At 65.3% G+C, this 13,370-nt stretch carries 16 protein-coding genes; 8 read left to right on the forward strand and 8 right to left on the reverse strand.

Annotated elements, in window-relative coordinates; genetic code table 11:
• The first annotated feature begins 14 nt into the window (after window positions 1-14).
• A complete protein-coding gene (locus VJT49_RS05600; protein WP_324163612.1) occupies window positions 15-206 on the forward strand; it encodes a hypothetical protein in 192 nt (63 codons plus the stop codon).
• 720 nt (window positions 207-926) lie between these two features.
• On the opposite strand, the gene VJT49_RS05605 is transcribed toward VJT49_RS05600, so the two are convergent.
• From VJT49_RS05605 to VJT49_RS05615, 3 genes are all read right to left on the reverse strand, one after another.
• On the reverse strand, window positions 927-1,058 hold the full coding sequence (locus tag VJT49_RS05605) for a hypothetical protein (RefSeq protein ID WP_324163613.1): 132 nt from the start codon (window positions 1,056-1,058) through the stop codon (window positions 927-929).
• 95 nt (window positions 1,059-1,153) lie between these two features.
• Window positions 1,154-2,026, reverse strand: a complete 873-nt coding sequence (locus tag VJT49_RS05610; RefSeq protein WP_324163614.1) for a hypothetical protein — start codon at window positions 2,024-2,026, stop codon at window positions 1,154-1,156.
• Between the two features lie 700 nt (window positions 2,027-2,726).
• Window positions 2,727-3,107: a hypothetical protein gene (locus tag VJT49_RS05615; RefSeq protein WP_324163615.1), complete on the reverse strand. Its 381-nt coding sequence runs from the start codon at window positions 3,105-3,107 to the stop codon at window positions 2,727-2,729.
• A 21-nt stretch (window positions 3,108-3,128) separates the two neighbouring features.
• On the opposite strand from VJT49_RS05615, the gene VJT49_RS05620 reads away from it, so the two are divergent.
• The 4 genes from VJT49_RS05620 to VJT49_RS05635 all read left to right on the forward strand — a co-directional run bounded on the left by VJT49_RS05620 (window position 3,129) and on the right by VJT49_RS05635 (window position 7,296).
• On the forward strand, window positions 3,129-3,767 hold the full coding sequence (locus VJT49_RS05620; protein WP_324163616.1) for an alpha/beta hydrolase: 639 nt from the start codon (window positions 3,129-3,131) through the stop codon (window positions 3,765-3,767).
• 483 nt (window positions 3,768-4,250) lie between these two features.
• Window positions 4,251-4,424, forward strand: a complete 174-nt coding sequence (locus tag VJT49_RS05625; RefSeq protein ID WP_324163617.1) for a hypothetical protein — start codon at window positions 4,251-4,253, stop codon at window positions 4,422-4,424.
• 461 nt (window positions 4,425-4,885) lie between these two features.
• A complete protein-coding gene (locus tag VJT49_RS05630) occupies window positions 4,886-6,364 on the forward strand; it encodes an APC family permease (protein ID WP_324163618.1) in 1,479 nt (492 codons plus the stop codon).
• Window positions 6,365-6,504: 140 nt separating this feature from the next.
• Complete coding sequence (locus tag VJT49_RS05635) at window positions 6,505-7,296, forward strand: SDR family oxidoreductase (RefSeq protein ID WP_324163619.1); 792 nt, start codon at window positions 6,505-6,507, stop codon at window positions 7,294-7,296.
• Between the two features lie 395 nt (window positions 7,297-7,691).
• Here VJT49_RS05635 and VJT49_RS05640 read toward each other — a convergent pair whose 3' ends face one another.
• The gene (locus VJT49_RS05640) at window positions 7,692-7,832 is read right to left on the reverse strand and encodes a hypothetical protein (protein WP_324163620.1); all 141 of its coding nucleotides are present in this window, start codon (window positions 7,830-7,832) and stop codon (window positions 7,692-7,694) included.
• Window positions 7,833-8,046: 214 nt separating this feature from the next.
• Between VJT49_RS05640 and VJT49_RS05645 the strand changes: the two genes are divergently transcribed.
• Window positions 8,047-8,322, forward strand: a complete 276-nt coding sequence (locus VJT49_RS05645) for a hypothetical protein (RefSeq protein ID WP_324163621.1) — start codon at window positions 8,047-8,049, stop codon at window positions 8,320-8,322.
• A gap of 34 nt (window positions 8,323-8,356) precedes the next feature.
• Here VJT49_RS05645 and VJT49_RS05650 read toward each other — a convergent pair whose 3' ends face one another.
• Window positions 8,357-9,364 carry a phosphotransferase enzyme family protein gene (locus tag VJT49_RS05650; protein WP_324163622.1) on the reverse strand — a complete coding sequence of 336 codons (1,008 nt, stop codon included), beginning with the start codon at window positions 9,362-9,364 and terminating at the stop codon, window positions 8,357-8,359.
• A 176-nt stretch (window positions 9,365-9,540) separates the two neighbouring features.
• Here VJT49_RS05650 and VJT49_RS05655 point away from each other — a divergent pair, with 176 nt between their 5' ends.
• Both VJT49_RS05655 and solA read left to right on the forward strand, forming a co-directional pair.
• The gene (locus tag VJT49_RS05655) at window positions 9,541-9,759 is read left to right on the forward strand and encodes a hypothetical protein (RefSeq protein ID WP_324163623.1); all 219 of its coding nucleotides are present in this window, start codon (window positions 9,541-9,543) and stop codon (window positions 9,757-9,759) included.
• Window positions 9,760-9,935: 176 nt separating this feature from the next.
• On the forward strand, window positions 9,936-11,093 hold the full coding sequence (gene solA, locus VJT49_RS05660; protein WP_324163624.1) for an N-methyl-L-tryptophan oxidase: 1,158 nt from the start codon (window positions 9,936-9,938) through the stop codon (window positions 11,091-11,093).
• A gap of 276 nt (window positions 11,094-11,369) precedes the next feature.
• Here solA and VJT49_RS05665 read toward each other — a convergent pair whose 3' ends face one another.
• From VJT49_RS05665 to VJT49_RS05675, 3 genes are all read right to left on the reverse strand, one after another.
• Window positions 11,370-11,723 (reverse strand): nitroreductase family protein, encoded by a 354-nt coding sequence (locus VJT49_RS05665; protein ID WP_324163625.1) that lies wholly within the window; start codon window positions 11,721-11,723, stop codon window positions 11,370-11,372.
• Between the two features lie 50 nt (window positions 11,724-11,773).
• The gene (locus VJT49_RS05670; RefSeq protein WP_324163626.1) at window positions 11,774-12,508 is read right to left on the reverse strand and encodes a hypothetical protein; all 735 of its coding nucleotides are present in this window, start codon (window positions 12,506-12,508) and stop codon (window positions 11,774-11,776) included.
• Window positions 12,508-13,370: SagB/ThcOx family dehydrogenase (locus tag VJT49_RS05675; protein ID WP_324163627.1), on the reverse strand; the 863-nt coding region annotated here is incomplete at its 5' end. The genes VJT49_RS05670 and VJT49_RS05675, both read right to left, overlap by 1 nt.

The raw sequence follows: 13,370 nt of genomic DNA on the forward strand, positions 1-13,370 counted from the left end.
GTCACCGATCCGGCGTGATCGTCGAGCTGGTGTCGGCGGTCGAGAGTGATGTGAGCCCGGACCGGATCCGCGAGATCGTCACGGCGAGCGCGGGCGGACGGGCGGGCGGGCGGGCGAAACGCCGTCGTCTCGCCCAGAATCCCGGCATCCTGCACGCTGGCCGCACTCCTGGCCGGCTGGGCGGTCTACCGGTCCCGCAGGTGTGATCTTCCACAGCGACCGGGGCAGCCACCTGGGACGAGGCCACCGGGTACCACTCCAACCCCGCCCTCGGCGACTCCTCTCCCTCGCCGCCCTGCGCGAAGAAGCACTGGAGGCCCGCAACGACCCCGCGAAAGAGAACGCCTTCCGTCAATACCGCCTCAACCAGTGGGTGGCCCAGTCCACGCGGTGGATGCCCATACACCTCTACCACGCGTGCACCGGCACCGAAGCCACCGATCCGGCACGGCTGCGAGAGCGGCACGCCGGCCGCGCCGCCTGGGCGGTCTCGACCTGGCGTCCAAACTGGACCTGACCGCGTGGTGCCTATCGTTTCGGACCTCGACGGCCGTCCCTCCGCGCTGTGGCGGTTCAGGCTCCCCGAAGCCGGGGTGGCATTCCTGGACGAGCGCACCGACGGCCGCATCTCCCGCTGGGCGGCGCGGGATGGATCACGGTCACCCAGGGAGAGGTCATCGACTACCACATGATCGAAGCCGAGATCACCGTCGACACCGGCCTGCTGCGCGTCGCCGACATCTCCTACGACGAATGGTCCGGCGAACCCGTCCGGCAACGACTCGAACGACGCACCGGCGTCCCCCTGTATCCGGTGCCGCAAACGTTCAAGGGCGTGATCCACGGCATGACCGAACTCATGACCCTCACCCGCTCCCCGCAGCTGGTCCCACCACGCCAACCCCGTCGCCGAATACTGCTTCGACTCAGTCGAAGTCCGCCACCCACCCGGCGAGCCCGACCTGCTGCGGCCCGACAAACCCGAACGCGGCAAGACCGGCAAGCGCATCGACGCCGTCCCCACCGCCGCAATGGCCGTTGCCGGCTGTCGACTCCACGGCCAGCGACCGAAGAAGCCAGGTCGCATGATCGTCATGGGCTGGCGTGGACGAAACCGCTCATCGATGGGATCCGGTGGCAGGTGTGGCTGCTGTCAGGACGCGTTCTGTCGGGCGCGAGTGATGCGCTCCCGATTATCCGAACTGACAGAGCCAAACTGGACTCCCGGGTTCGTAGCGACGCTGGAGCCGGACAACTGAATCGCAAGTTGAACGTCGAAGTCATAGATTCCCTCGGAGTAGTCGATGCCGGACGGTAGGGCCATCGAGAACTCGGGGTCGCCACTAGCCGACGAGGTGGAGTCGGAGACAGGCTGGAGCGTCCCGGACACGGTGCCAGTTTTACCCACGTTGTTCTTGGCGGTAATCATGTATGTCGTACCGAGAACAGCAACCGCACCGATAGCCGTTATTATCACGACATTCGCGCTGGCGTCGACGTTGAGGTTGAAGTTTACCGACAGGGTCGGATTCACAACCGCCTGGATGGTGTTGCCCGTGGTGAGAACGAGATTGGTCGCGAAGGTGTACAGCGCCTCGCCGACTCCCGCCGGGGCGCTGGCACCGGAATCGGACTTCGTCACACCGATCGCCACGTTTCCGTCACAGTATGCCTGCAGCCATGATGCGGCCGCGAATTCATCGCCATATCCCAGTTCGATGGCGAGGTTACCCTGCTTGTCCGTGGTCCCGAGCGGCGGTACGAAGTTGATCAGTGCCGTGGAACCGGGACCGTAGGAGGAAAAGTTTCCCATCTTCAAGCTGCCGTCGGTGTCCTGGTACAGACTCACAACTCCGATATCCACGGCAGAAGGTGAATCTCCCTTACTGTCATCTTCAAGAAGATCCAGAAACAGCGGCAGCGCCGTGTCAATCAATGTTCCCACTGTGCCCTTCAAGCCGTCCCAGTCCATTTTGACCCCTTCCGCAAATTGTAGTTGATCTGTTTCGCGCTGATAGAATCGCATGCTGAACTAGACGACGATGATTTGGCGACCGAATGGAATGAGAATTATCGCTTCCTCTTCGAAAACTCTGACCGCTCCTGCCGCGGCTGCAGCATTTTCAAGTCTCAACCCGCCTACCACCCACCGTCCAGGCGAAAGACGCGGAATCGCCTCATTCGTGTGAAGCCCCAGGCGTCCGGAACGATGTCCGACCCCCTCGGACGTGCACAAACACGCCGCGCGCAAAACGCCAGGACCGCACCGGGCTCGGCCGACCACAGGAACGTCATCCGCAGCCACGAACACGATCCGTCGCGGCACCTTGCAGGACGCCGTACGCTCGCGAACGAACGGAACGAGCTCGTCGGCGAGCCCGTCGTCGTCGCCCACCGGCACCACTGTTGCGACGACCTGCTCCGCCCTGTTGACGTACTCGCCGAACACGCCTGCCGCGCTCGGGGATGCTGGAACAGAGCCGCCTCGATTTCCACCGGGGCGACGTTGATTCCGTTGATCTTCAACATCGGCGTGGCCCGCTCGACAATCCGCAACCGGCCTTCCGAGTCGAGGAGATGCTGGAACCGCCGAGGAGCACAGGCCGGCCCACCTCGTCGAATTCAGCGCAGCAATGTTCCGCGCCTTGTTCGAACCCCAGGCGTCCGGACCGCGACACCGGTCCTGCACGCTCGCCCACAGGGACCGACACAGGAGCGCGAAACGCTCAAGACCGCTTCTGGAGAAGCCGGATCACTGTCCGCAAGGTGTCGAGCGAACGCTGTGTCGCGTCGGCGTCCCCCGTGGACGTCTGCTGGAACACCAGCCCGTCGAGGGCGGCGAACAGCAGGTGGACCAGGTCGTCGTCCACGTCGAGGCCGGTCAAGTCGAGCTCGGCCCGAAGCGCCGCACGGTAGGCGTCGTACAGGGCCTCGACCTGCGGCTGCAGTTCCGGCAGGCGTCGGGCTTCCAAAATCAGTTCGTACTGGAAGGCCTGTGTAGCGGGATCGGCGTCGACCATCTCCGCGAGCCCATGGAACAGGCTGTCGATGCGACCGCTGCCCGGATCGGGGTCGGTGACCTCGACACCCTCGAAGTTCCGCTGCACGCCGTGAGTCGGGGCAGCGGAGTGACGATCCTGTCACTGGACTATGCGCTGGCTCCAGAGCACATGTATCCGATCGCGCTGGAGCAATGCCAGGACGGCCTGCTGTGGGCCGATCAGCATCGGGCTGAGCTCGGCGTAGATGGTCCTCTGGGCGTCGGCGGGGATTCCGCCGGTGGGAACTTCGCCGCGCTGCTCAGCCAGTGGGCAGTCGCGACCGGTGGGCCGACCCTCGACTGGCAGGTGCTGATCAACCCTGTCCTGGACTTCCCCGCCGTCGAGAAGGCGTCAACGGAGTCGCACCGGCTCTACGGCGACAGCCCGATGCTCAGTACCGAGGCAATGCAGGTCTTTCTCGCCTCGTACTTCGAGAGTCCGGCCGCCATGGTCGAAGCCAGCCCCCTCTGCACCGATATCGACTGCTCGGCTCTCCCGCCTGCGTTCATCGCGGTCGGGGAGTGCGACGCGCTCCACGACGACTCCGTGAACTACGCAAAGAAGCTCCGGGCGGCCGGCGTACCCGTCCAGCTTGAGGTCTACCAGGGCATGCCCCACAATTTCATGACCCTGACCAATATCAGCGGAACGGCGCGACGGTTCCTCAAAGACCTCACCGACGCCACCACGGCATGGGCCAACGGTGCGAACGCAGGGCAGCCCTGAGACAGGGGCTCGGGAGCTTTTGCCTGGACAGTAAAGGCCTCGGTAGTACGCCGAGGCTCGACCGTTCAAAGATGAACGCTCGGAAGGAAGAAACAAGTGGGTACTGCTTACGTCAATGGACGCATCACGCCCAACCCGAACCTCTTCCCGCCGCTTCAAGGAATGCTTCAGCGCGGCTCGGAGTCCGTCGATCTCGCCTACGCGCGGAGGCTGGTCACCATCGAGGGGCGCGGGCAATCGGCAGGGCGGACGCCCAAGGATAGCCGGAGCCGGGCAAGTCGGCGGATTTCATCGTGCTCGATCAAAACCTGTTCGAGGTTCCGGTCGACAACATCGGCGAGACGCACATCCTTCGGACCGTCTTCGAAGGTCGAACTGTCCACAGTGCCGACGAAGGCTCAGAAGGTCGCGAGCGACAGTAGAGCGACACGGAACGAGGTGCGGGACGGGTACCGCCGCACTCCGTGGCCGGACAGGGCAACCGTGGACGACGTAGCCGGCGCCAGTGCCGACAACCAGGACGATCAGTGCGTTGCTGAAGCTGACGCCCTTGGCGTCGACCAGCGGATCGAGTTCGGCGCTCGGGGCCCGGGCCTGGTCGATCTGACCGGCCTCGCGCAGTCGGCGGACCTCCTCGGCACCGGCCAAAGTCGGTGACTCTGGCAACCGGGAAGCGAGCAGGGCCACGATCAGGACCGGGGCAATCGCGACGACGAAGGTCCTGCCGAACCCCTCGCCGATACCCGGCAGGAGGGTGCCGAACGGTGGGAAGTCGTAAACGGACAAACAACCGCAAGTCGCCCACGTCTTCGGCTGCGGACCATCGAGCCGAGCAAGCCGGCCCTACAGCAGATGAAACCGCTCTCGCCGGTGGAGCGCGTGTGCGTAGTGGCCGGCATCGATCGGCGTTCGCGAGGCTACTGAACAACTTTGAACGGATCGTATACTTATCTTTCTGTCAGTATTGACTTCGAACTGGCGGGATGTAAATATTTGCGAACCCGCGGAGGGGCCACCAGCCTCGGAGCGGCCGCGGGTCACCTACGACGCTCGACGGGCACTTCGGCGAAGTGCCCGACCCGGTTCACGTTTCCAGATCCGCGAGGCAGGACCCCGACATGAGTAAGCGAAGCGCTCCAGACAACACCCGTTCGGCGCCAGAACTTGGCGCTCGAGAAGACGCCAGCCCGCAGCTCAAAGGCCGCATGGGCGTGATCGAGCTTGCGCTCACCGTCCTGGCCTTCGCAGCTCCGCTCGCGAGCGTGGTGGGCGTGCTGCCACTGGTCATCAACTTCGGCGGCGTAGGGGCGCCGCTGGCATTCGTCGCGGCGACGGTGATGCTGCTGCTCTTTTCCGTCGGCTACACCACCATGAGCCGCTACCTGCCCAACCCCGGCGCGTTCTACGCCTACATCAGCGCCGGTCTGAACAGAGCGCTCGGGCTCGCCGCCAGTTTTCTGGCCATCCTCGGGTACTTGATGATCGGGCTCGGGATCACCCTGTTCTTCGGGATCGTCGCCCAGGACCTCGTGGTGACCACCCTCCACGGTCCGACGCTGTCATGGTGGTGGTACTCGCTGGCCCTGGTCGTGATCGTCGGCGTCTTCGGATACTTCAGGATCGACCTGTCGGCGAGGGTGCTGTCCGTGGTGATGGTCCTCGAGATCGCGATTGTGCTGATCTTCGACATGGCTGTCGCCGGGAACGGTGGCCCCGAGGGGCGGTCACTGACCCCGTTCGCCTGGGGTTCCTTGAGCGAGGGGGCGGTGGGAGTCGCCGTGCTGTTCGCCGTGATCACGTTCCTCGGGTTCGAGGCCACCGCAATCTTCCGGGAGGAATCGAAGGACCCACGGCGGACGATCCCTCGGGCGACCTACCTCTCGGTCGTGTTCATCGGCGTCTTCTACATCCTCACAACCTGGCTGCTCGTCCTCGCCTACGGCACCTCGAATGCCCCGAACGTCGCCGCCGCCAATGCGCCGGGCATGTTCACCGACGCCGTGGGCAACTTCGTCGGCACGTGGGCACGCGACGTGATCTCTGTCCTGGTGGTGACGTCCGCGTTCGCCGCCGTGCTCTCGTGCCAGAACATCATCGCGCGCTACGGCTATTCGCTGGGTGTCGACAAGGCGCTGCCGGCCGCACTCGGCCGTGTGCATCCTCGCCACGGGTCGCCGTACGTCAGCTCCCTGGCGCTCAGCGGGATCTTCCTCGCCGGCGTGCTGGGCTTCTCCGGCAGCGATCCAACCGTCTCCTACGCGTGGCTGGCCGGAGCCGGTGGCTTCCCCCTCCTGATGCTCATGTTCCTGACGAGCGTGGCCGTCCTGGTCTTCTTCCGCAAGTCACGCACGAAGATCAAGGACTCGACGTACTGGCACACGCTGATCGCTCCCACGCTGGCCGTCCTGGGCCTGGGCACGGCGCTGTACTTCTCGTTGAGCAACTTCGTTCTGTTGACCGGAGGCGATCGCGGCATTGCCGTCGCCCTGCAGGTTGTCATCTGGGCGGTCTTCCTCGCGGGAATCGCCCTGGCACTGGTGTACCGCTCGACTCGTCCGGAGGTCTATTCGCGGATCGGCCGGCAGACGATCAACTGACGACGCGGAAGTACACCCGCGGTGGGGCAATCCCGCACACGGAGAGCCCCACTGTGGGTCGGACGCACTGTGGGTCGGACGCACTGTGGGTCGGACGCACTGTGGAAAAACGCTGTGGCATGACTGACGAGACTCGACGCGTGGCCCTCGTGACCGGCGGGGGAACCGGAATCGGCGCCAGCGCCGCGACTGTCCTGCGCGAGCAGGGCTGGGAAGTCGTCATCTGCGGTCGGCGCCGCGGCTGCCTGGATGCGGTAGCCGAACGCACTGGCGCGATCGCGTTTGAGGCCGACGTGGCTTCACCGGAGGACGTCCGCAGGCTCGTCGCCGACACCGTCGCACGCTTCGATCGACTCGACGGAGTAGTGCTCAACGCCGGCATCGTGCGGCCCGGCGGCGTGGGGGAACTCAGCGATGATGACTGGGACGCCATGATCGCGACGAACCTGACGGGGCCCTTCCACGTCGCGCGTGCGGCCCTACCGCATCTGGTCGAGACACACGGCTCCCTTGTCGGCGTCGCCTCGGCAGCGGCACTGCGGGCAACCGCCGCCATCGCCGGCTACAACACGACCAAGGCGGGGCTCACCATGCTGATGCAATCCGTCGCCGTGGACTACGGGCCCTCTGGCGTGCGCGCGAACATCGTCTGTCCGGGCTGGACCCGCACTGAGATGGCCGACATGGAGATGACCGAACTGGGTTCCACCATCGGAGTTTCCATGGATCATGCCTACGCACTGGCAACTGCGTTTGCTCCGAGTCGCCGCCCGGCGGAGGCCGACGAGATCGGGCAGGTGATCGGCTGGCTGCTCTCCCCGTCGGCCTCATATGTGAATGCTGCCGTCATTCCTGTCGACGGCGGGCTCATCGCCGTTGAGCCCGGCCAGATCGCCTTCGACCCGCGCGTCAGCGTTCGGACCATGACGTAAACGGGCACTGGACCTGGTGACGCCGTCGCCAGGTCCAGTGCAGGTGGTGCGCTTGGGGTTGGAGTACCAGCGTGACCAGTCGTTCGATCTCGACGACGGTCCGTGCGATCAAGCCGGGATCGTGGGGTGGCCGTTCGTCGCGTGTGGTGGGCAGGATCGGGGGTCGGACTCCCGATGACTTCCGCGCAGCGGTCCCCTGACAACTGCGGAAATCGGTCTGCAAAGCGGCATGGTCCTGCCTGGAATTCACGGTGCCTACTAAGACGAAATGATCTTTCTGGACTCGAAAAATCGCATCTATGCTGGTCAAGTCAGGTGTGGCAGTCCAGAAATTTAGGGCCTCCTTAGTACCTACCGCTCCTCAGCGGTCCTGAAATTTCGATACAAAGCACGAATCAGCCCGATTGCCGGAAATTACGGGCACCCGCAAACACCACGTACACCATCACCGACAGCACCGCGCCGATACTGTGCCGAACACCCCGTGGATCACGCGGATCAGGCAGGCCGGCAAGCAGATCGACCAGCAACCCCACCCCGGACAAACCCGCCTCCCACACCGGATCCGGTAGCGGGGCAACAGCCAACACGGGCGAACACGGGACCTGCGACACCGACAACGGTGGCCTTCATCCTGATCATGATCGTGGCGTAGGAACCTTGATCATTCCAGGCCGAAGGCCACCACCCATGTCCGGAGCCACACATCCAAGCACGTCCATACCGGACCTCACACCAAGATCGCAGACCTTGACGTTCTCCTGGCATGATGCCGCAGAATTTGGGCTGTACGGATGCCGGACCGCCAACGTCATCCGCGCGGCTGCGCAGGTCGAATTCGGCACCGAACTCGACCTGCGCCGAAGTATCTGTTTCCTGGACGCTCGACGCATCCCGGCTCAAGGAGTTCGTGATCGTGCCGCCGCTCGTCAGGTCGACTTCGGCCGCATCCCAGTGCTGCTGACCGCTGGATCTGGCGACCTGGACTTCATGGCGGTGCCCGGCGCAAAGCACCGACTGGCATGAAGCAACGCCAGGTGGGGCGGCGGTGCTGTCTTCGTCAGTCGAACTGCCGCAGGTAGTCCTCGGCGAGCTCGCATGTCTGTTCCGGGAGGCCGGCCAACATCTGCCGGGACACGTCGATGCCGGGATTGCTGCCGAGGAACGCCAGGGTCAGCAGCCTGCGCAGCATCAGGAACGTCGGAATCTCGGATTCGTCCTCGTCCGGCAGGTCTCGGATCTCGCGGTAGGCCCGCACCCAAGCGCCGATCAGCTCGTCCCGATCCGGGTGGTTCTCGTAGAAGGTCAGGGCCGTCGCGAGGTCGTAGAGCCACCAGCCGAAGCCCGCGTCGTCGAAATCGATCAGATGACAGGTCTCACCATCGACGAGGAGATTCGCCGTGCGCAGGTCGGCATGGATCAGGCCGAACCGGTCGCGGTCGGCGCCGAAACGCTGGAGCCGGCCACTCACGACGCGCTCGAGACGATCAAGCAGTTGCCGTTGACCGGGGTCGGGCACCGCGACCTGCCAGCGGCCCCATCGAGGGCGGTCGCCGAAGGCGGCGTCGGCATCCCAGCGACCACGGCAGAACCAGTCCGGGCGTGCCCACGTAGCGCTGTGCTGGTGCAGTTGGGCCGAGATGCGGCCGAGGAGCGGCATCAGCGCGGCAAGCTCGTCCTCTGCCGGTTCGTGCCCGCGTACGTGCTCGAACACGACCACGCTGAGGACAGTGCCGGTAGTGGGATCGGCAACCCGGACAACCGCCTCCCCGGCGTCGCTGGTGAGCACGCCCGCGACCGGCGCGTCGGATTCCCGCTTCAGCGCGGTGATCCACGCAATCTCGGACTTCAGCTCCTCGTGGGTACGCGCGCCGGGCGGGCTGATCCGCACCACGACCGGTGGGCGATGCGCAGGGTGGACGCGCAAAGCGACGTTCTCCGACTGCGGCAACAGCTGGACCGGGGCATCCGCTTCGATCCCGAAGTGGGGCAAAGCTTGGGCAAGCACCCGAAATCCGGTCTCGGCTCGCTCGTTTTCGATCGCCTGCGCCAGAGCGCTCTCTGCCATAACACTGTCCTCCTCGCTCGTAAGGGGAAGGCAAAGCCATGCACGCGCCCGAAGGGCGGTCGTCACACACCCGGTGTCAACCCGCCTTCCTCAGCCGGCCCGACGCGCTCAGGTGATGGGATCGAAGAGGTAGCAGGCTCCGCCGTCCAGCCCATCCGAACACGCCGGTGTCAGACTTGAAGGCCTCTGACGACATCCAGGAGGGCTTGGCGCAAGGATCTCCGACCGATCTGGATGCCGTGCGGCCTCAGGACGGCGCGCACCGCGCCGACCAGGAGTCGCGCGAGCGCATCGGCATCGGCGGCTCGTCCCTGTCACCGGGCGCTGCCGTGGTCACGAAGGCTCCGGGGATCGTGGACGAGCACTTCGCTCGCGCAGTCGAGCAGAAACTTTGATGGTCTGTTCAATCTCTGAACGATAGAGTACAGTCTTTTCGGTGAACGGCTGCGGATCTCCCCCGCAACAGGCGTCACAGTGCATTTTCGTGTCCTCAGCGATTTCCAGCCGCCGGCACCATACGGGAAGCCTGGCACGGTTCTGGATCGCGACCTCGGCCTGCGAAGGAGTCCGCATGCAGCGGCGCAACCCCTACGACGTCATCGTGGTCGGTCTCGGCCCGTGGGGTGCCTCGGCCGTCTGGCACCTGGCCCGGCGCGGTATGCGGGTTGCCGGGTTCGACCGCCACACTCCTCCGCACGGATACGGAAGCCACGGCGGAGCGACCCGGCTGGCTCGTCAGTCCAACAGCACCGGTCCGGCATACCACCCCCTGACCCACCGCACCTTTGAGCTGTGGCACCAGCTCTCCGCCGAAGCCGGCCAGGACCTGCTTCTCGAGTCCGGCACGGTGTTCGTGGGCAAGGCCGGCTCAGGGTGGTTCGATCGAACGCTCGAAAGCCTCGCGGCCTCCGAATTCGAGCACGAAATCCTCGACACTGAGCCCGCGCAGGCTCGGTTCCCGTCCTATGGCATCGCGGACGACGAGACCACCGTCTTCGAGCCGCACGGCACGGTGGCGCTGGTCGTCGAGGGCCTTCGGGCGATGCACGACCAAGCTCGCCGCCATGGCGCCGAGCTGCGGTTCGACGATCCACTCGAGGACTACTCCGAGAACGCCGACGGTGTCGAGGTGCGCACCGCGTCAGGCACCTACCGCGCGGACCGGCTCGTCGTGGCCGTGGGAGCCTGGTCGGGTCAGATACTCGGTCTGGACCTGCCGGTCGCTGTCGAACGCCAGGTCCTCTTCAACTTCGCGATCCCAGACGGCGTGCGCCTCGAAACAGCCGCCTACTTCGCTGCTCCGCCCGGTGACGACTCCGCGCCCTTCTACGGCTGCCCCGAACCCGACGGCAGCTACAAGGTCAGCCTCCCCTCGCGCGGCAAAGAGATCCGGCCGGACAAGCTGACGGACCAGCAGCCCACGACGGCGGAAGTCGCCGCGGTCCGCCGCTGCCTGCGGGAGCGCATCCCCGCCATCGACGGCGAGCCCATCCGCGCCACGGTCTGCATGTGGAGTGAGGTCACCGACGGGCACTGGATCATCGGCACTCACTCCCGGCATGACCGAATCGTCTTCGGCGCGGGCTGCATGGGGCGAGGGTTTCGATACGCGCCGGTCGTGGGAGAGGCGCTCGCGGACCTCGCAACCGGGACCGAACGGCCGGACATGGCGCTGTTCAGTCCGCAGCGGTTCCAGTCCGTCACCGTGCGAGGAGCTCGACGCCAGTGAGCCGATCCGTCACGGCGGCCGAAGAAGCACGCGCGGAAACGGCGGTCTGTCGCATCCTCGCTCAGCTACCTGGCGAGCCGGACGCTGGCCACCGCCGGCAGCGGCAGCAGGCTGGTCGTTGAGCCGGCGATGAGCACAGACCGATCCCCTGGGCCGCTCGGCGACCTCCAGGCTCCCTTTGTCCGGCCGTCCGGCGCCACCGAGATCTTGCTCGTTCGGCGACTTGAGCCGCCGGCTCGACCAGACCTTGAAGGCCGTATAGGTCGGTCCGTGCGCTCAGCGGCTGCCCGACGCCTGCTGTGACGGGCGGGGTCGACCGAATGCGGCCATGTAGATCGGCCCGACCTCGTGGTCTTTCACATCGAGTGTCTGGCACATGCGCCGGTCGTCGATGGCTGGGGTCTGGAAAGTCTTCAGGCCCAATGCGGTTCCGAGGAGCAACGCGGTGTGCATGAACGCGCCGCATTCGGCGTATACGAAGCGGTAGGCCCGTGAAAATCGGTACTTCCAGCTGAACTGCGGCCAGTCGGCGCAGATCACGAGCATGGCCGGCGCGTTGTTGACGTAGCTCTGGCCTCCACAGCACGGCATCGAGCCGGTCGAGATCGTGGGCTTTCCTGTCCAGTCCAAGCTGATGCCGCTCCGGGTTGTAGTGGTAGATACCGAAGTCTTGTTCGAGTTCAGTGGGCGCTCCGGGGGCCGCCGGTAATGATGAAGGCGGTGAAGGGCGCCCCACGGCTGTAGGACTGGGTGGCGTAGTAGCGAGGCTCGGCTGCTGGGAACTGCGGCTTGAACGTCCAAGCTAGGAGCGTGGAGAGATCGTGAAGTGTGATCGTTGTGTTCCGGAAATCGCGGCTTGTCCTGCGCTGCCGGACGATCTCGTGGAAGTCCACGTCGGGAATCGCCGGTTCCGGCAGGGCGACCGTCGTCTGGACCTCTGGTGTGTACCGGGTGGGCGGATCGGTGTCGGGCCGGACGTTGTGCTCGACGTGACAACGGGTCATGACCTTCGGGTTTCCCGAGTAGTCGTGGCTCCAGATCATGTTCCGGGTAGCCATGTGAAACCCGAGAGCGTCGTCCCATTCGACATCGCGCCAGAGTTGCTCGCCCGCCGTCAGCGCGCGCGACGCTGAGGAGAAGTACCCGTAGCTCAGGAGGTCGTTCACCAGGCCGGCGGCGGTGTCATGTTCCAGTCCGAGTTCGCTGATCAGCCTGGAGCGGGCGTTCTCGATGGTCAGCGGGCTGGGCATGGTCGCCAGGCAGGCGGCGAGGTCCGGTGAATGCGTTTGGAAGTACTCGCGCTGGGAGCCCTGGCCCCACGTGACTTGGTAGGTGCCGCTGCCGTCATAGGACTGGCGTACGGAGAGGTTCGGCTGGAGGTGCAGGATCGTGTCGTCGGGCACCGTGTGTGTCACTACCGGATTCCGTTCTTGCCTATGCCGATCGCGTAGACCGGCCCTTCGGCGCAGTCGTCGTTGAGGTCAAGGATGGGGAGGAGTTCCGCGTCGTTGATCGACGGGCAGTGGTATGCGCCGAGCCCGCTGGCGCGTGCCGAGAGGTGGATCGCCTGGATGGCGTGGCCGAGTTCGAGCAAGACCATCCGGTACGACCGCGCGTAGCGATACTTCCAGTTGTGGCGGGGCCAGCGGCAGGTGATGACGAGCACCGCGGAGGCGGTGACGATCCCTCCCTTGCCGAAGCACGCCGTGTCGATACCCTCGACCGCGTTACTGCTCGCGAGCTGCCTCAAGGTTCCGTCAACGGCGTCGAAGTGGTAGGCGCCAGCGGGCAACCCAGACACCGACTTGGCGACGACATACGCCTCCAGCGGATGCCGGGCTCCACCGGATGGGTACGGCTTGAGCAGGTGCTCACCAAGGATGCCGCCGATCACTCGCTGAGCCTGGAACGCACCCGCCAGCACCGTATGCAGTTCGGCCAAGGCAATACCTTGGTGCTCGAAGCGGTTGATGGGCGCGGCCCGACCCAGCACCTCCGTAAACGCCACCGGCTCCTCCGCCGGACGGTCCTGACGGAACTCGACCCGTGAAGAGGCCACGCGTTTGCGTGCGGGTGGTTGCGGCCCAGCGGTCGACAGATCGTCGAGGATCGACCGATAGTAGTCCTCGTAGCTGACATCGCCGAGCGTGTCAGGATCGAACGGCTGCCCGAACGTCGCGTAGTGGAACAGGGCGGCGTCGTCCCAACCGTGAGCGTCCCACCGCCGCAGCGCATAGTTCCACTCGTCCGCATTGGTGGCGTCGACCAGCACATGAG

This window comes from Amycolatopsis sp., from assembly GCF_035276945.1.
In the GTDB taxonomy this organism is placed as follows: domain Bacteria; phylum Actinomycetota; class Actinomycetes; order Mycobacteriales; family Pseudonocardiaceae; genus Amycolatopsis_E.